The organism is Mycolicibacterium flavescens (assembly GCF_001722335.1).
GTDB classification, from domain to species: domain Bacteria; phylum Actinomycetota; class Actinomycetes; order Mycobacteriales; family Mycobacteriaceae; genus Mycobacterium; species Mycobacterium flavescens.
This window is the reverse complement of the sequence record NZ_MIHA01000010.1, coordinates 44,095-61,626: the sequence shown is the minus strand read 5'-3', so window position 1 is coordinate 61,626 and position 17,532 is coordinate 44,095. Positions and strand designations below refer to the sequence as shown.

The 17,532-nt window shown below is 65.6% G+C and carries 18 protein-coding genes; 12 read left to right on the top strand and 6 right to left on the bottom strand.

The window, feature by feature from the left end; all coding sequences use genetic code 11:
- The first annotated feature begins 210 nt into the window (after positions 1-210).
- Entirely contained in the window at positions 211-1,131 is a 921-nt protein-coding gene (locus BHQ18_RS15035; protein ID WP_069414424.1) for a TIGR03619 family F420-dependent LLM class oxidoreductase, read from the top strand.
- Positions 1,132-1,227: 96 nt separating this feature from the next.
- A complete protein-coding gene (locus tag BHQ18_RS15030; protein ID WP_205866114.1) occupies positions 1,228-2,085 on the top strand; it encodes a 3-carboxyethylcatechol 2,3-dioxygenase in 858 nt (285 codons plus the stop codon).
- 2 nt (positions 2,086-2,087) lie between these two features.
- On the opposite strand, the gene BHQ18_RS15025 is transcribed toward BHQ18_RS15030, so the two are convergent.
- From BHQ18_RS15025 to BHQ18_RS15015, 3 genes are read right to left on the bottom strand one after another with little or no spacing between them, the layout of a single operon-like run.
- Positions 2,088-3,428, bottom strand: a complete 1,341-nt coding sequence (locus tag BHQ18_RS15025; RefSeq protein WP_069414423.1) for a TetR/AcrR family transcriptional regulator — start codon at positions 3,426-3,428, stop codon at positions 2,088-2,090.
- An 11-nt stretch (positions 3,429-3,439) separates the two neighbouring features.
- Positions 3,440-3,883: a MaoC/PaaZ C-terminal domain-containing protein gene (locus BHQ18_RS15020; RefSeq protein ID WP_069414422.1), complete on the bottom strand. Its 444-nt coding sequence runs from the start codon at positions 3,881-3,883 to the stop codon at positions 3,440-3,442.
- Positions 3,880-4,314 (bottom strand): FAS1-like dehydratase domain-containing protein, encoded by a 435-nt coding sequence (locus tag BHQ18_RS15015; RefSeq protein WP_205866108.1) that lies wholly within the window; start codon positions 4,312-4,314, stop codon positions 3,880-3,882. Before BHQ18_RS15015 ends, BHQ18_RS15020 begins: the two co-directional genes overlap by 4 nt.
- A 77-nt stretch (positions 4,315-4,391) precedes the next feature.
- On the opposite strand from BHQ18_RS15015, the gene BHQ18_RS15010 reads away from it, so the two are divergent.
- Both BHQ18_RS15010 and BHQ18_RS15005 read left to right on the top strand, forming a co-directional pair.
- The gene (locus BHQ18_RS15010; RefSeq protein ID WP_069414421.1) at positions 4,392-5,864 is read left to right on the top strand and encodes an aldehyde dehydrogenase; all 1,473 of its coding nucleotides are present in this window, start codon (positions 4,392-4,394) and stop codon (positions 5,862-5,864) included.
- An 11-nt stretch (positions 5,865-5,875) separates the two neighbouring features.
- Positions 5,876-6,997: a Zn-dependent alcohol dehydrogenase gene (locus BHQ18_RS15005; RefSeq protein WP_069414420.1), complete on the top strand. Its 1,122-nt coding sequence runs from the start codon at positions 5,876-5,878 to the stop codon at positions 6,995-6,997.
- A 7-nt stretch (positions 6,998-7,004) separates the two neighbouring features.
- Here the strand turns inward: BHQ18_RS15005 and BHQ18_RS15000 are convergent, their stop codons facing one another.
- On the bottom strand, positions 7,005-7,796 hold the full coding sequence (locus BHQ18_RS15000; RefSeq protein ID WP_084294085.1) for an SDR family NAD(P)-dependent oxidoreductase: 792 nt from the start codon (positions 7,794-7,796) through the stop codon (positions 7,005-7,007).
- 156 nt (positions 7,797-7,952) lie between these two features.
- Between BHQ18_RS15000 and BHQ18_RS14995 the strand changes: the two genes are divergently transcribed.
- Genes BHQ18_RS14995 through BHQ18_RS14980 form a run of 4 tightly spaced genes read left to right on the top strand, consistent with a single transcriptional unit; the run spans position 7,953 to position 11,364 of the window.
- Entirely contained in the window at positions 7,953-9,215 is a 1,263-nt protein-coding gene (locus BHQ18_RS14995) for a cytochrome P450 (RefSeq protein WP_069414419.1), read from the top strand.
- Positions 9,212-10,015: an enoyl-CoA hydratase/isomerase family protein gene (locus tag BHQ18_RS14990; protein WP_069414418.1), complete on the top strand. Its 804-nt coding sequence runs from the start codon at positions 9,212-9,214 to the stop codon at positions 10,013-10,015. Before BHQ18_RS14995 ends, BHQ18_RS14990 begins: the two co-directional genes overlap by 4 nt.
- A 3-nt stretch (positions 10,016-10,018) precedes the next feature.
- Complete coding sequence (locus BHQ18_RS14985; protein ID WP_069414417.1) at positions 10,019-10,444, top strand: Zn-ribbon domain-containing OB-fold protein; 426 nt, start codon at positions 10,019-10,021, stop codon at positions 10,442-10,444.
- A complete protein-coding gene (locus tag BHQ18_RS14980; protein WP_069414416.1) occupies positions 10,441-11,364 on the top strand; it encodes an SDR family NAD(P)-dependent oxidoreductase in 924 nt (307 codons plus the stop codon). Before BHQ18_RS14985 ends, BHQ18_RS14980 begins: the two co-directional genes overlap by 4 nt.
- 14 nt (positions 11,365-11,378) lie before the next feature.
- Here BHQ18_RS14980 and BHQ18_RS14975 read toward each other — a convergent pair whose 3' ends face one another.
- Positions 11,379-12,413 (bottom strand): TIGR03857 family LLM class F420-dependent oxidoreductase, encoded by a 1,035-nt coding sequence (locus BHQ18_RS14975; RefSeq protein WP_084294084.1) that lies wholly within the window; start codon positions 12,411-12,413, stop codon positions 11,379-11,381.
- A gap of 50 nt (positions 12,414-12,463) precedes the next feature.
- Here BHQ18_RS14975 and BHQ18_RS14970 point away from each other — a divergent pair, with 50 nt between their 5' ends.
- Entirely contained in the window at positions 12,464-13,549 is a 1,086-nt protein-coding gene (locus BHQ18_RS14970; RefSeq protein WP_069414415.1) for a phosphotransferase family protein, read from the top strand.
- A gap of 52 nt (positions 13,550-13,601) precedes the next feature.
- Here the strand turns inward: BHQ18_RS14970 and BHQ18_RS14965 are convergent, their stop codons facing one another.
- On the bottom strand, positions 13,602-15,017 hold the full coding sequence (locus BHQ18_RS14965) for an amidohydrolase family protein (protein ID WP_069414414.1): 1,416 nt from the start codon (positions 15,015-15,017) through the stop codon (positions 13,602-13,604).
- A gap of 123 nt (positions 15,018-15,140) precedes the next feature.
- Here BHQ18_RS14965 and BHQ18_RS14960 point away from each other — a divergent pair, with 123 nt between their 5' ends.
- The 3 genes from BHQ18_RS14960 to BHQ18_RS14950 all read left to right on the top strand — a co-directional run bounded on the left by BHQ18_RS14960 (position 15,141) and on the right by BHQ18_RS14950 (position 17,527).
- A complete protein-coding gene (locus tag BHQ18_RS14960; protein ID WP_069414413.1) occupies positions 15,141-15,785 on the top strand; it encodes a TetR/AcrR family transcriptional regulator in 645 nt (214 codons plus the stop codon).
- Positions 15,786-15,876: 91 nt separating this feature from the next.
- Entirely contained in the window at positions 15,877-16,509 is a 633-nt protein-coding gene (locus tag BHQ18_RS14955; RefSeq protein WP_069414412.1) for a TetR/AcrR family transcriptional regulator, read from the top strand.
- A 220-nt stretch (positions 16,510-16,729) separates the two neighbouring features.
- Positions 16,730-17,527, top strand: a complete 798-nt coding sequence (locus tag BHQ18_RS14950) for an alpha/beta fold hydrolase (protein WP_084294094.1) — start codon at positions 16,730-16,732, stop codon at positions 17,525-17,527.
- Positions 17,528-17,532: the final 5 nt, after the last annotated feature.

The following is a 17,532-nucleotide window of genomic DNA, read 5'->3' as shown; positions in this document are numbered from 1 at the left end:
CAAAGCGATGGCTTACGGCAGGTGACGGCGCGTCGATGGAAGACGTGGATGACCTCACGTGTTCCGCCGAATGCCAGCTCGTCCCGAGTACGTTTGTTACGCTTCAGCGCTGGCAGTTCACTGCCATAAATGAAACTCGGCAAGGTTTGCGACACATGAGCCTTGACGGGCGACTCACCGCCGGCGAGCGAATCGAAGGACCAGGACCTGATGAAATTCACTGTTTATCTCCCGAACTGTATGGACGTCGCGGCAATTACCCAGCCATGGGAACGCAACCTCACCGGCCGCGACATCGCCGGCGTGGCGAAACGGGCAGAAGAGCTCGGATATTCAATGGTCTTTCTGCCCGAGCATTTCCTGACACCCACCAGCCATGTCCAGCTTTCGGGCAACCATTACTTCGACGCGACCACCGCACAGGCATACGTCGCCGGGGCCACCTCCACCATCACCGTGGGCTCGATGGTGACGATTCTGCCGCTGCACAATCCGATCGTCGCCGCGAAGTCCATCTCGACACTGGACTGGATGAGCGGCGGACGAGCCCAGGTCACCGTCGGCGTCGGCTGGCTGAAAGAAGAGTTCGACATCCTGGGTGTGCCCTTCAACAAACGCGGTCGACTGACCGACGAATGCCTTGCCGCCATGTACGAGTTGTGGACCAGCGAGAGCCCAAGCTTCGACGGTGAGTTCGTGAAATTCGACGATGTCGCGTTCGGGCCCAAGCCGATTCGGCAACCGCGTCCGATTATCTGGATGGGAGGCGACGCCGATCCAGTGCTGCAACGCGCGGCACGTTTCGCCGACGGGTGGGCCCCGTGGCTGACCAGGCCCGAAGAGCTACCAGCCAAACTGGACTACCTGCGCAATCAGCCAGGCTTCGACGACAGGCCGTTCTCGGTGTTCTACAGCCTGGCGGTGCTCTCGATCGGTCAGGAGCACGCTGTCGTCGACGACCCCAACGCTCAGTTCGGCCAGAGCGCTCAACAGGTGATCGACAATTGCGGGATGCTCGCCGAACTCGGCGTCACCGACACCTGGGTGAATCCCCCGCCGGTCGACAGCTTCAACGCCTATCTGGACCACTTGCAGTGGGTAGCTGAAGAGATCGTGCCCAAAGTCGGGTAGTCCGGCGAAACAGCCGGCGTGTGTCTGCGCGTAGTGGAACGAGGGACACGTGTCATCTAACATTGGTGTCACTATCGCGTGAAGGAGTGCTCCCCCGTGCCATCGGATCGACTGGTCGTCTGCGCGAGCCACAGCCCCGGCATGGAGCGTGATACCGAGCGACGCCTCGGACTCGACTTTCGCGGCGGCCTGGCTGAGGCGGCCGAGCGGGTAGCGCGCTTCGACCCCGACGTTGTGGTCGTGTTCGGTGGAGACCACCGCCGCGCCTTCCGCCATGTCGTGCCCACCTTCGCGGTGGCGCTGTCCGCGTCGATCCTCGCCGAGGGGGGGCACCAGGCCGGTGAACTGACTGTTCCGTCGACAACGGCGCGTGACCTCGCCGAGCATCTCCTGGTCGAAGGGGTCGACATCGCGGTCTGTCGTGACATCTCTTTGGATCACGCTTTCGCGCAACCACTCCGCGACCTGCTCGGCGGCCTGGATACCATCCCCGCCATCCCCGTAGCGGTCAACTGCGCAACCGCTCCCCTACCGACAGGCCGGCGCGTGCTCGACTTCGGCGCGGCGGTCGGGCGGTTCCTCGAGCGGCTGGACCAACGGATCCTGCTGATCGGCACCGGCGGCTTGTCCCACTCACCGCCGAGCCTGGAGGTCGACACCTACGACATCAGCGATGAGGAACGCGCACGGATCATCGCTGAGGGCATGGCCGAAGCACGCACCAAGATTCGTCCCGAGTGGGACAACGAAGTACTCGATGCGATGGCAAGCTGGGATGTCGACGCCCTTGTCCGTCTCGTCGATACGGCGCACGCGCGGGCAGGCGCCGGCGCCAACGAGGTCCGCACCTGGGTTGCCGCAGGGGCCGCAGGCGGCGGCCGGCCGGTCACACCGCTGTCGTATCAGCCGGTGCCGGAATGGATCACGGGAATGGCGGTGGCGACCTCGGCCTGAGGTCAGTCGGCCAAACCGAAAAATCCCCGTTTGATGCACTGCACCAGCAGGTCGAGGATCTCGTCGGCGCCGAGAGGTTGCGGCATCTCGGTTGCCGCCTGCGGAACCCGTGTCACCAGTGCCCGCAACACCAGCGCCGAGACGACCGGGTCGAAAGCGAATGGTCGCGGACGCCGCGTGAGCATCTTGGCTGCCGCCACGTCCATCAGCACCTGGCCGTTCTCTCCTACCGCGATGACGGTGGGTTCGTCAGTGGTGCCCTCCACCCACGCGTCGATACAGCCGGAGTAGCGGTCGTAGAAATCGACGTAGGTGGCGAGCCATTCGCGTAGTCGCGGCTCGTCGGCGACAGGGTCGACAGTCGCGATCCTGTCAGCGAAAGCAACTGAGGGACTGTAGATTTCCGCGGCGATTGCGGTGAGGAGATCCTGCTTGTCGCTGAAGTACTTGTAGAAGGTCCCACGGGCGACGTTGGCAGCGGCGACGACGTCGTCGACGCTGGTTCGTCGATACCCCTTGGCGCGGAACTGCTCTGCTGCCGCCGCCGCGAGCGCATTCACGGTGTTGACTGCCCGCTTACTCAGGTCCGCGGTGCGATCACGGATGGTCAGGCCCTCGATGTCGGGCGGTGACGGAATGTTGATCGCGTCCACTTCCGCCGCGGGGTCGTCGACGGTATGCAGCCGGAAGCGATCGAACACCGCGGGCGGGGTTTCGGGAAACAGCGTGAGCTGGAGGAACACCGACAAGGTGTCGACCACATCCTTGGCGCTGCGTCCGTACGCACGGCCGGTGTGCACGAACAGGTTCAGCCGGTGCACGAGCGCGGTCATGGTCATCGCCGCCACATCCGCGTCGATCCCCCGTAGACCCGATGCGGCGAGCCGCTCGGCGATGCGGTGGTTGTAGCTACGAACGAAGCGGGCGATCTCCGGGCGAACCTTGGTATCCGAGGATGCGATCGCCGTCCACTGGATGAACATCGTCGAGTACTTCTCGAAGACCCAACTCCACTCGCCCAGCCACCAGTTCAGGTTGTCGAACCCGACCTCATCGGGACCCAGGGGGCCGATGCGTCGCGCCACCCGGAACAACGCGCCGCCGCATTCGTTGAGCAGCTCGAGAAAGATCTCGTCCTTGCCCTGGAAGTACTGGTACAGCGCGGCGCGCGAGACTCCCGCCGCCTTGGCGATCGCGTCGACTGACGTGTCGAAGAAACCCAGCGTCCCGAACAGCTCCAGGGAGACCTCGGTGATCCGGCTACGCGTGGTAGCCCCTCGCACCCCGACCGCGGGGCTGGAAGGGCCGTAGCTGGTGCGACGCACGATCGGCGCTTCGGACATGACAATCCAGCTTAGGGTGGATCCGTGAGGCCCGCGCCACCCGCGCCGGTGTCCCCGGCCAGAGAGAACTCCGCTGTCCCCGTGACCGCGATCCCTCCGGTCTGTCGCGTCGCAGCGAATTCCGCCGTCACCCGATCGCCCTCGACCGCGACCACCCTGCCTGTACAGGTGAGCACGTCCCCGGGCCAGACCTGCTCGCGGAACCGGACCCCGAACCGCCGGACTGCGTCAGCGCCCAGCCAGTCCGTCGCGAAAGTCGCCAGCAGACCGGCGGTGAACATGCCCTGACCGAACACAGACGGATAGCCGGCCGAACGTGCCAACTCGTCGTCGTAGTGCATCGGGTTGAGGTCACCGGAGGCCCCCGCGTAGCGGACGAACATCTGACGCGTCAGCGGGCCGAACTCCCGCGGGGTCGCCTCCGTTCCCACCTGCAGGCCCGAGATCGCAGTCATCGCGGCGCCCTCTCGATGAACGTCGCTCTCGCCTCGGCGACCAGCGTTCCATCCGTAGCGCGATACTCGGTGACCACGGTCGCGAATTGCATCTCCCCGCCGCGCTTGCCGGGCTTGGAGTAACGGTCGACAATCCGTTCCTGCGCGGTGATGACGTCACCGGCTTTCAGCGGACCGGCATGAAACGTGTACTCCTGCTCGCCGTGTAGCAGGCGCTTCCGCTCGAAGCCGACGTCCACCCGCACGCCCGGCGGCGCCCAGCGAGCGGCGGTCGTCAGAAAGGTAGCCGGAGTGATGGCATCGGCACCGCGGTAGGCGGGATTGTCCGACTCGGTCGCGACGGCGAACTCGGCGATCTTGCCGCGCTCGACCACGATCTCCCATGGCTGGCCGATCTCGGGTGCCCGATTCGCCGCCGGTACAGAACTCATAGTGACCAATACTGTCAGAAATATGGCGTCAGCGGTAGCTGGAATCGCATCTTCAACGCTAAGCGCCTTGTACGAAGATGACATTACTGCCAGAATCAGCTCTCATGGCCACCCCCACGATGTCACTGTCTGCTGCCTACGTCGCGGGCAAGTGGATCGACAGCAACGAGCCGGCACTCGATGTCCTGTCGCCGAGCACAGGTGAGCGACTCGGTGAGGTCGGCGTCTCCGGCTCCCCCGAGGTCGACGCCGCCGTAGCGGCGGCGCGCTCCGCGCTGCATACGTCGGCCTGGCGCGACGCTACGGCCGCCGATCGAGGCGAACTGCTCGGCCGGTTGGCAGACGCGCTCACTGCCCGCAAATCCCAGTTGGCCGATCTCACCACCGCGGAGATCGGCTCGCCCCGGTCCTGGAGCACCTTCGGTCAGGTGCTGACGGCGGTCGGTGCCCTGCGCGCCTACGCCGACCTCACCCCCGCCTACCCGTTCGTGTCCACCCGACCATCGGCGACCGGGGGCACCGTCGACGTCCGCCAGGTGCCCGTCGGGGTGGTGGGCGCGATCATCCCCTGGAACACGCCGCTGTTCATCGCCGCGCTGAAGCTGGGGCCGGCACTTGCCGCCGGCTGCACCGTCGTGCTGAAGCCGGCACCCGATGCCCCGCTGAGCATCGGAGTGCTGATCGAGGCGATCGAAGAAGCCGGTCTGCCTGCCGGGGTGGTCAACATCGTCAATGGCGGCGTAGACACCGGCAGCTACCTGGCGTCGCACCCGGGCGTGGACAAGGTGACCTTCACGGGCTCGACTGCCGTGGGAGCCCGGATCGCCGCGGCCTGTGGAGCTCAAATGCGGCGCTGCAGCACCGAACTGGGCGGCAAATCGGCGGCCATCGTGCTCGCTGACGCACCGCTGGAGTCGACGGTGCAAGGGCTCGTTACCGGCGTGATGGGCAACAATGGACAGCTTTGCGCCGCTCTGACCCGGATCCTGTTGCCGAGCAGTCGATACGATGAGTTCGCCACGGCGGTGACCAAGGCGGTGGAGGGGCTGACGGTAGGCGATCCGGCAGATCGTTCCACCGATGTCGGGCCGCTGATCAATGAAGCCGCCCGCGACAAGGTCGAAGGCTTCCTCTCGCGCGCCCGCCGCGACGGCGCAAAGATTCTGACCGGTGGTGAGCGTCCCCCGGGCCCCGGTTGGTTCGTCACCCCGGCGGTCGTCGCTGCCACCAACGACATGGAGATCGCCCGCGAGGAGGTTTTCGGCCCCGTGGTGGTGGTGATTGAATATGACGACGCTGCAGGAGATTCCGCCGCGGTGGACATCGCCAACGATTCACCGTACGGCCTCGTCGGGGCGGTCTGGTCGGCGGACAGCGACCGTGCCTGTGCCGTCGCCTCGCAGATTCGCGCCGGGTCGGTGGCAGTGAACTCGACAGCGGTGCTCGATTTCGGCAGTCCGTTCGGGGGTTTCAAACAATCGGGGATCGGTCGCGAAGGCGGACCCGAAGGTATCGCCGGCTTCGTCGAGTACCAGGCCATCATCAAATAGAAGGAGTTCTCGTGCAGACGCAGGCTGCCGTGCTGTGGGAGCGCAACACCCCGTGGTCCATCGAGACCATCGACCTCGACCCGCCCAAGGCCGAGGAGGTGCTCGTCGAGTTGCATGCCTCGGGCATGTGCCACTCCGACGACCACCTCGTCACCGGCGACATGCCGATCAGGCTGCCGTGCATCGGGGGCCATGAGGGTGCCGGCGTCGTGAAAGCCGTTGGCGACCACGTCTCGTGGCTGGCGCCCGGTGACCACGTCGTCTTCAGTTTCATCCCGTCCTGCGGGCGGTGCACGTCCTGCTCGACGGGGCACCAGAGTCTGTGCGACCTGGGCGCGAAGATCTACAGCGGCATGCAGATCTACGACGGGACCGCCCGCCACCACGCCAACGGAGCGGACCTGGCCCTGGCATGCGGCGTCGGCTCGTTCGCTCATCACACCGTGGTGCATGAAGCGAGTTGCGTGAAGATCCCGCAGCACTACCGATTGGATCTCGCCTGCCTGTTGGGGTGCGGGTTCATCACCGGCTGGGGTTCGGCGGTCTACGCCGCCGACGTGCGTCCCGGCGACACGGTCGTCGTCGCCGGGGTCGGTGGCATCGGGGCCGCGGCGGTGCAGGGTGCCCGCTTGGCAGGCGCCCGGACGATCACCGTGATCGACCCGTCGGAGTACAAGCGCGAAGAAGCCCGCAAGATGGGTGCGACGCACGTCGCAGCCGATTGGACGGAGGCCAAAGCCGTTGTCGCCGAGGCGACGTGGGATCGCGGTGCGGACAGGTTCATCTGCGCGATGGGCGTCGGTGAAGGCCAGCTGGTCGGACAGGCTCTGGCGATGACCGCGAAACGCGGCCGGCTGGTGATCACCAACATCCATCCGATGCTGGAGCGGGAGATCCGAGCCAACCTGATGGATCTCACCTTGACCGAGAAGCAGATCGTCGGCACGCTCTACGGCTCCGGCAATCCGCGCGCGGACATCCCGAAGATCCTCGAGTTGTACAGCGCAGGTCAGGTGGACCTGCAATCCATGGTCACCAGGACCTATCCACTGGAGAAGGTCAACGACGGCTACGCCGACATGCACGCGGGCGCCAACATCCGCGGCGTGCTGATCTATCCACCGGCCGAGTAGGCACCGGTCACGGCGCTCCGCCGTCGGCGAAGATCGTCTGACCTGTGACAAACCCACACCGGTCGGACAGCAGAAACGCGATCAGCGCGCCGATCTCGTCGGGTTGCCCCGGGCGGCCGAGAGCGGCGTCGAACCCGAAATCCTCGACGAGCGCGCGTTCGAGGGCTTCCTCGTACGGATATCCCTTACTCTCGGCGAGGTAGCCCCGGATCGCATGCAGCGCATCGGTTTCCACCGCGCCGGGGGCGACGCAGTTGGCCCGGACCCCGTCCTTGCCGTGCGTGCGGGCGATGCCGCGGGTGAAGGTGGCGACGGCCGCCTTCAGGCTCGCGTACGGCAACCGTGGTTCGTGCGGCGAGCGCGCCGAGTACGCCGCCGTCGTCACGATCGCGCCCTTGGTCTTCGCCAGGTGTGGCAGGGCCGCCTGAACGGTGCGCGTCGTCGCGAGCAACACATCGCGGAACGCGGCGTCCCACGCCTCGTCGTCGGAGTCGATCGGCATCATGCCTGCGGTGCCCATCGTGATCGCAATGCCGTGCAGGGTCCCGCCCAGCAGATCGACGGCGGCACTGACGGCGGCACCGGCGGCGCCGGGCTTGCTCACGTCGTAGCTGAGCCCGTGTGCCGCCCCGGCACCCGCCCCCGACACCGCTTCCGCCGCAGCTTTGGCCCTGCCCTCATCGCGGCCGACCACGGCGACCCGGGCCCCGTCGGCCGCAAGCGCTTTGGCGGCCGCAAGGCCCATGCCTGCGGTCCCACCGATCACGACGTACGACTTGTCCTGCAGATTCAGATCCATTGCCGGTGCGCCTTCCGATTGTGAACAGTACTGTCAGAACATAACTGATGGCCAGAGCCGCTATAGGGTAAGTAGACGAACTCAATTAGGACAGCCAGCACCTTAGCCGCGATCCTCGTTGTTGCCATTGAGTGACAGTAATGCCAGAATCAGAGAGTGCCTGCGACCGAAACCAGTGAACTCGAGTACCGCTCGCTGATCGACCTGCGATGGTGGCAGGATCGTCCGGACGAACGAGCCGCGCTCTACGCCCGGTTGCGGGAAGAGGGCAAACCGGTATTCGTTCGCACCAATCGTCCTGATGCACCGACCGCTCGCGGCTTCTGGGCAGTAGGCAGCCACGCCGACGTCGTCGACATCAGCCGTCGTCCCACGGAGTTCTGTTCCGGCGCGGGCACCCAGATCTTCGACCAAACCCCCGAAATGCGGGAGTACCGCGGCTCGATCATCGACATGGACGATCCCGAACACATGCGGCTTCGCAAGATCGTCTCCCGCGGCTTCACCCCGCGGATGCTGTCGGAGCTGCGAGGGCTGGTCGAAGAGACCACCGCCGAGATCCTCGACGAGATGCCGTCATCGGGCGAGTGTGATTTCGTCAATGCCTTCGCGGTTCTTCTGCCGCTACGCATGATCGACACCATGCTCGGCGTCCCGCGCGAGCACGAGCAGTTCATCCTGCGGGTCACCAATGTCGTTCTCGGCGCCTCCGACCCCGAGTACGTGCCCGACCAGACCGTCGCGGGCATCGAGGCCGCGGTCACCGAGAACAGCGAGCAGTTGATCGATCTGCTCAAGAGCATCGCCGAGGACCGGATCAAGAATCCCACCGGCGACGTGATCAGCAAGCTCGTCACCTCCGACGAAGAGAACCTGACCCCGCAGGAACTGGCGAAGTTCTTCATCCTGCTGGTCGGCGCGGGCAATGAGACCACCCGCAACGCGCTGACCCACGGTCTGCACATCCTGAGCCGCCACCCCGAACAACGTGATCGACTGCTCGCGGACTACGACGCCCTGGCGCCGAAAGCCATCGAGGAGATACTGCGGTACTCCAGCCCGGTCATCCACATGCGCCGGACGGTCACCGCGGACGGGGTGGCGCTGACATCCGGGACCCATACCTTCAGTAAAGGCGACAAGGTGGTCATGTGGTACCCGGCCGCCAACCGCGATCCGGCGGTCTTCGACGACCCCGAGACGTTCGACATCGCCCGGACACCCAACAACCACGTGGCATTCGGCGGACCGGGCCCGCACTTCTGCCTGGGTGCGCACCTGGCCCGACTCGAGCTCAACGTCGCGTTCAAGATGCTCTACGAGCGCTTCCCCGACATCACCTCGGTCGGCGAACCGGTGATGTTGCGCTCGAATTTCGTCAACGGCATCAAACACCTGCAGGCGACGTACACCGCATGAGCACCGAACAGACCGTGCTGTCCGAGAAGCGCGACGGCGTCCTGACCATCACCTTGAACCGGCCCGAGGCCGCCAACGCACTGCGCCCCGACGACCGTGACGATGTCATCGCGCTGCTGGGTGCCGCGGACGGCGACGACGAGGTTCGCGTCGTCGTGTTGCGAGCCAACGGTAAGCACTTCTGCGCCGGTGCCGACGTGGCCTCGCTGGCCAATCGCCGTGCCACAGTGGAGAAGACGGTGCTGGACCCGATGCGGCGGATCATGAACGGAGCTCAAAAGCTCGTTGCCGCGGTGCTGGACTGCAACAAGCCGGTGATCGCCGCGGTGCAGGGCGCCGCGACCGGAGTGGGCGCGCATCTGGTGTACGCCGCGGATCTGGTTGTCATGACCGAGAACGCCTACTTCGCCGAGTCTTTCGCCAAACGCGGCCTGGTCGTCGACGGTGGTGGCTGTTACCTGCTGCCCAGACGCATCGGGATGCAGAAGGCCAAGGAGATGGCATTCTTCGGCGAGAAGCTCACCGCTGCCGAGGCGTTGAGCCTGGGGCTGGTCAACCGGGTGGTAGCGCCCGACGAACTCGACTCGGCGGTGACCGACTTCGCGGCCCGGTTGGCCGGCGCGCCCACCAGCGCGATCGCGCTGACCAAGCGTCTACTCAACGACTCGCCGGACAGCGACCGCGCAGGCGCCTTCGTCGCCGAGGCAATGGCGCAGGAAATCCAGTCGTATTCGCACGATTCCAGAGAAGGCGTGCAGGCGTTCACCGAGAAGCGGCCGACGAAGTTCACCGGGAAGTGACACGTGGCCCGGGCTGATATTCCCACGATCGATCCCGCCAGTGCGCCCTACTGGGAGGCGGCGCGGCAGGGTCGGCTGCTGATCGCCGAGTGCAGGTCCTGCGCGACCGTGCATCACTACCCGCGGCCGTTCTGCCCGACCTGCTGGAGTGAGGACGTCCACCCCGTTGCCGCCAGCGGGACCGGCACGCTGTACACCTATTCCACGGTGTACGTGAACGACCTTCTTCCGTTCCGGGAGCGGTTGCCCTACACCGCGGCCATCGTCGAGTTGGCCGAGGGCCCGAAGGTGATGACGTTGATCGAAGGCGCTCCGGCGGAACGACTCCGGATCGGGATGACGGTGACGGCCGCGTTCCGCCCGATCGACGACGACGACCCCGACTCCCCGTATCTGACCGTCTTCACCCCCACTGAGGAGACAGCATGACAGGACTGCTCGACGGAAAGGTCGCCCTGGTCACCGGCGCCGGCCACGGTATCGGCCGCGGCCACGCTCTGGAGATGGCCAAACACGGCGCGACGGTGATTGTCAACGACCTCGGTACCAGCCTCTCCGGCGAAGGCACCGGGAAGGTCGCCGACGAAGTCGTTCAGATCATCGAGAGCCGCGGCGGCACAGCCGTTGCCGACTTCACCGACGTCGGGGACGAAGAGCAGGTCGACCTGGCGGTCGAACGCGCATACTCGCAACTGGGCCGCCTCGACATCGTGGTCAACAACGCCGGCATCGTCCGCGACAAAGCCATCTGGAACATGTCGGTCGATGACTTCGACCTGGTGATGCGCGTGCATGTCCGCGGCAGTTGGCTGACCAGTCGCGCAGTGGCCCGCAAGTGGCGCGCCGAAGCGAAAGCCGGCAGCGGCCGGATCTACGGCCGGATCATCAACACCACCTCGGGCGCCGGCCTGCACGGGCATTTCGGGCAGACGAACTACAGTGCCGCCAAGGCGGCGATCGTCGGGCTGACCCAGACGCTCAGCCTTGAACTCGCGTCGATCGGCGCCACCGCCAACGTGATCAGCCCGGGCGGCCGCACCCGGATGTCGGCGTCCATGCCCGGTGCAGCGGCACCGATCGAGCCCGACGAGCGGTCCGAAGACGAGTTCGATCCCAAGGACCCGTCGCTGGGTTCGCCGGTGGTGGCTTGGCTGGCCAGTCCCGAGGCCGGCCATATCAGCGGGCAGGTCATCCGGGCGCTCGGAGAGAATCTTCAGCTGCTCAAGGGATGGCATCCTGTGGCGAGCGTGGCCAATGGTGGAAAGCGTTGGGATGCAGAGAAACTGGGTACCATCATGGCGACCGACGTGTTCGGCACCCGCAACGCCGGACTTCGCCTGGGCGGCTGACACGTCGACAACGGTCAGCCGAACAGCACGCGTAGATCTTCAGGACTGCTTCCGTGCAGCACGAGTTCGTCCGCACCCGCTTCGTGGTAGCGCTCGAGTACGTCGATGCACGTTGACCTCGAGCCCACCGCGGCCGCGTCGGTGAGCCAATGAGACGGCACCGCCGCGACGACATCGACGAGTTGGTCGCGGGTGAGCACGGAGTCTGCGGAGCCCTTCACTCCCGCCAGGAGCGGGTGGGAACGCAAGCGGTTCAACTGCCCGGGATCCCACCCGTTCGTCGCGGCGAGCCGCTCACCGAGTCCGGGCACCTGCAGATAGGTCACCGCCCTCGCTCCCACCACCGCGGCCTCGGTCGCGGCGGGCAGCGCACAGGCCACCACCACGGTGGCGTAGACACGGGTAGCGCCCGGTGGACGGCCCGCTTCCCGTTCGGCTTCTCTGACCGACTCCACCGAACGCCGCACGGCCTCCGGGGTGAGAAAGGGATGCAGCAGAACACCATCGAAGTGCCGGCCGGCCAGTTCGAGGCCTCTCGGACCGATCGCCGCCAACACCAGGGGCGGAACCGGCTGTTCGGGAAGATCGGTCAACCGCAGCGACGGATACCGTCCGGCGGGACCGTCATAGCGCACCTTCTCACCGCGACACAGCCGCCGAAAGATGTCGGCATGGTCGACCATCGACGCGTTGGTGGATCGGGGCAGCCCTACTGCGGACCACATTGCGTCCATCGAGCGACCTACTCCGACGATCATGCGGCCACCCGAGAGCGCCTGTGCCGTCATCGCCAGAGAAGCCAGCACCGCCGGATGGCGGGACTGGAAATGTGTTATCCCCGATGCGATTTTGACAGTCGATGTCACCTGGCTGATCGCACCGGCGAGCACCCCGAGATCTTTGGTGCCCCACCGTTCACTCAGCCAGACGGTGGACATTCCGAGGTCCTGCGCCGCCCGCGCCTGCCCGACAACGGCACCGGAATCGGTGATCCGCCCGGGCAACAGGTAAGCGCCGAGCGGTATCTGCGCGGCGATCGGATCTACCATGAGCCTATTCTGACACCAGTGTCCAACAACTGACCCGAAGGGGTTACGCCATGGCGTACACGTCCGCTCGCGGCGACGTCGGCGCAGCGGTCCGCGACCGGCTGCACACGTGGCTGCCGGCCCACATCGCCCCGCGCGGCGCCACCTCTTTCACCATCTCCGAGTTCACTGTCCCCGACGCGGGATACTCGGGAAAGACCGTGTTCTTCACCGCCTCATGGACTGATCCATCAGGACGGCGACGCAGCGAAGAGTTGGTATTGCGGCTCCAAGCGGACGACCACCAGTTGTTCGTCACTCCCGACGCTGCACGGCAGGCCGAGGTGATGGAGCGCCTCGCCGGACACGGTCTCCCGGTCCCGCAGATCGTCGGCGTCGAACCCGACGAGCAGGTGTTCGGCGCGCCCTGCTACGTGATGACCCGCGTGCGGGGCCGTGTGCCATCCGACGTGCCGAGTTGGCACAAGCGCGGTTGGACCACCGAACTTAGCGCGGTACAGCGAGAACTGCTCTGCGACAACGCACTCCGCGCACTCGTAGCCGTACATCGGATCGATGACGCGGAGACGATCCAGTATCTGCGGGGACACTCCGAATCGTCGGGCACCGCGCTCCAGCGCTACCTGCACGATCTCGTCACTTGGTACGAATGGTGCAACAGCGACCTGCATGTCGGCGCGGACACGCTTGCCCGTGCTCTCCGGGTCATCCTCGACGCCGCACCGGACGAGGACGCAGAGGGGATTGTGTGGGGAGACGCCCGAGTCGGCAATATGTGTTTCGCCGATGACCTGTCGGTGGCGGCCCTATTCGACTGGGAAGCCGCAACCACCGGCCCGCCCGGGATCGACATGGGCTGGTGGCTCATGTTCGAACGGTTCCTCTGCGAGTCGCTCGGCTTCACCCGGCCCGCGGGGGTTCCCGATGACTCCGAATTCATCCGCCGCTACCGTGATTTCGGCGGTGTGCTGGGCGAAGAGATCGCCTACTACCAACTTCTCGCCGCCTTTGTGCTGTCGCTGATCAACAATCGGCTCGCAGTCCTTCTGGTTCGCGACGGCCTCGATCCCAGTGTGGCACGGCGATATCCCGAGACAGCGGTCGATCTCGTGAAGCGTTATCTGCGGCAGGTCTAGCACGAAGCGCCGGCACCCCCGAAGGGGTGCCGGCTCGACGATCGGCCTCCGCTCAGTGCACGAGCCGAAGGTCTTCGTCGGCGAGACTGAGCACGGCCTCGGTGTCGACTCGTTCCGTAGCCCGCAGGAATCCGCCGCGACGATGGTAATGCTCGACGTGGTCGGCGGGCACATTCTCGCTCCCGCTCAACAGGTCCCGCGGGGAGGGACCGATCCGGTCGGCGACCGCCTGCAGACGCTGCGCGTCCACGGGGAAGGCGCGCATCGCGTTCTCCCCGAGGATCATTCGCGCCTCGTTCTCCGGGACGCCGTCAAACGCCACCCGGATCCAGTTCCAGGTGTCCGGCCACATGCCCTCGGGGTGCGGGTAATCGATCCCCAGCATCAGCCGCTCGGCGCCGATGGCGTCGCGCGCCTCGACCTCGACCTTGTGAATCGACGACGGGGTCGCGAAGCAGTTCCTGGCCCAGTACTCGCTCGGACGCATGGTCAACGGTGTCTCCCGCTCCTCGAACCAGGAGTCCAGCAGTTGCAGCGTCATCGGGACCCAGTCCGAGCGGACCTCGGTCAGCACGAAGCGCAGTGAGGGGTAGCGATCGAAGACACCGGCGAGCATCAACTGCCACAGCAGACGCCGCGGCCCGAAATCCAGGCGGAACGGTGACGCGGGAGATTCGGCGAACTCCTTCTGCAGCGCCTCTCTGGCGTCATCGTCGAGACGCTGTTGCGCAGCCATCATCTGACTGGCTTCCTGCCCGTCGAGGTGGGTGGCGAGGAATGCGGAGATGAACTCCTGGTAGCGCCCCTGCGGGAATCCCCAACCGGCGTGGACCATGAGTGTCGTGTCGGTATCGACACAGGCCTGCCAGAACGGCTCGTAGTGATCACTGAACAGCGAGGGCAGGGTGGGGTCCTCGATGATGCCGGGCGCGCCCACGCTGACGAAGCCGTGCTCCCGAGCCCAGGTCAGTTCCCGGACCGCTGCGTCGATGTCATGGCACGGCCCCGGGTCGGCCATGCCGTAGAGGCGGCCGTCTCCGCCGGCCATGAAGTCGGCGAGCCAGCGGTGGTAGGCCCGCATACCGGCGTCCCGCAGATCCGCTTCGAACGGCTTGTTGACGACGCTGAAAAGCGGCAACGAGGAGAACTGGTGCCCGGGCACCAGGATTTCACCGGCCACGCCCTCGCTGTCGAGTTGTTGCATCCGCACGTCGATGTCCCAGCCGCCGAAACGTTCTGGAGCCGCCGGCGACCACAGCCGTTCGGCGGGATCCGGCTCCTTCTCTTCGGCCCGCGAAGTGAAGTCCGGAGCCATCATCTTGCGGTAGTCCTGCTCTTCCTGCGTGAGCAGGTCGGCGACGGTATCGCGGATCTCGGGATCGAAGTAGGGCAGGTAGTCCCTCATCCGCTTGGCGCCGGCGTGGCCGTCCGCCGAGAAGATCAAGACGTTGTCCGCTGTGTCTGCCATGTTCTGCTCCTTAGTTCCGCTTGCACTCGTCGCGAGGTTTACGGTTGCCGTGCCGGTAGGACCGGCGTGTGTCGGCGCTGGGCAGCGCCGTCATACACTCTGTATGTGGAGGATACAAACTGTATGTCCGATGGTCAACGCGCAGGGACAACCCCGAAGAAGAAGGCCGTCCGAACGGCCGACATTGCCGAGCGGGCGGAGGCGACCCGCGCCGCGCTGATCGCCGCGGGACGCCGGCTGTTCGTCGAGAAGGGCTACTTCGCGACGGGAACGGAGGAGATCGTCGCCGCCGCCGGGGTGGGTACGCGCGGCGCGTTGTATCACCACTTCCCGAACAAGCAAGCGCTGTTCATGGCCGTCTTCCTCGAAGTCCAGGAGGAACTGCACAGCCAGGCACCCCAGCCCGATGAGGCCGGCGACTCCCTACTCGCCCTGCGCAGAGGTCTACGTGCATACCTGAAGTCGTCCCAGACCGGCGAAGTCCAACGCATTCTGCTCGTCGACGGGCCGGCCGTTCTCGGTTGGCAGCAGTGGCGGGCGCTTCAAGTGCAGTTCGGTCTCGGCTCCATCCGCGCGCTGCTCGAGCGGGCGATGCAGCAGGGCGCGGTGGCCGAACAGCCGGTCGATGTGCTCGCGCATGTTCTGTTGGCGGCCACCGATGAGGCCGCGCAGTTCATCGCCAACGCCTCCGATTCTCGCCGCGCCCGCGAGGAGGCCGTCGTCGTCATCGACGGGCTACTCGCGAGTCTTGGTCACCAGCGGCGCTGACGTTCCAATGATCCGAGTCGAGCCGGCGTGAGCGTTGAAATACTAGATGTATGTCTTTCACCTTTAAGCGGTATGGAAATACACTGAGCGCATGCCCCGTGGTCGACAACCAGCGAATGCGCCGAAGACGCTTCGCGCTGCCCAAGCCGAGGCCACCCGCGCGGCGTTGATCACCACGGCGCGACGGTTATTCGTCGAGAAGGGCTACTTCTCCACCAGCATTGAGGACATCGTGGGCGCGTCGGGCGTCGGCACCCGCGGCGCGCTATACCACCATTTCGAAGACAAGCGGGCGCTTTTTCAGGCCGTATTCGAACAGGTCGAAGAAGATCTGATCGCCGAGGCCGCGGGCCTGGAGGACGGTGGTGACGCGCTCACGAGACTGCGTTCCGCACTCCTGAGATTCCTCGACGCCTCGCTGACCCCTGAGGTGCAGCGGATTCTGCTCATCGACGGTCCCGCAGTGCTCGACTGGCAGACCTGGCGTCAGCTCGAAGGGCGGTATGGCATAGGCGCCATTCATGCACTTCTCGAAAGGGCTGTACTGGAAGGCTCACTGCCGGCACAGCCGTTGATAGTGCTCTCGCACGTACTGCTCGCAGCGGTGGATGAAGCCGCACTCGTGATCGCGAACTCGCCAGAACCAACGGCCGCCCGTCAGCAGGGAGTCGACGCTATCAGCCTGTTGCTTGCCGGACTCGACGCACCGCCGCGCCGGCAGTGACGTAGATGCACCGCCGGCTGTCGGCCATCGCGGTGACGGTTGACAGCGATGTCCATATTCAACATACTGGTCGCATGTGAACCGGGCTCGATCCGCGGCCGCGTTCTACCTTCGGCGCCGAGCCCCGATAGTTCGCCGATGGCGTCGACCACTGGGGATGACGCTCCCTCACCGCTAACGAAAGGTCGCAGTGACGAACCGAACCGTCCGTATCGATGGGCTGGATATCGAATACGCCGATACCGGCGCGGGGCCGACTCTGCTGTTTGTGCATGGCGTCTATGTCACCGGCGCATTGTGGAACGACGTCGTCGCCGAGCTGCAAGGGAACTTTCGTTGCATCACCCCGACATGGCCGTTGGGCGCACATCGCACGAAGGTCGTCGACGCCGACCTTCGCGCCGAAGCGACCTCTCGGCGCATCGTGCACTTCATGGAGGCCCTCGAGCTTTCTGAAGTCACCGTTGTCGCGAATGACACCGGCGGCGGTTTGCTTCTCGCCTCCCTCGGCGACCCGACTTTGGATACGTCTCGAATCGCTCGCCTGGTACTGACGAATTGCGATAGCTACGAACACTTTCCACCGGGGTCGTTCGCACAGATCGTGAAGCTGTGCCGATTGAGCTCCGCCATCGGAGGAGCGATTCTGCGGCTGCTTGCCACTGGTCCGGGCCAGCGATTCTTCCTCAAGGCCGTATGCAAGCACGCCCCCACAGCGGAGCGTCAGCGGGAGATCTTCGGAGCATTCGCCACCAGCGGGACCACCCGGCGTGACGCCGTCACAGTGACCGCCTCCTTGGATCCGGCGCTCACGATGCGTGCCGCCCCAGCCATCGAAAGGTTCGACAAACCGGTCACGCTGGCTTGGGGCGCCGCCGATGAGCTGTTCCCCCTCAGCCACGCCTACCGACTTCGCGACGCGTTCCCGAATGCCACACTGACCGAGATCCCCGACTGTTCCAGCTTTGTCATGGTTGACGCGCCGAAGGTACTCGCCGCGGCGATCCGCGAGGGATGACCCCG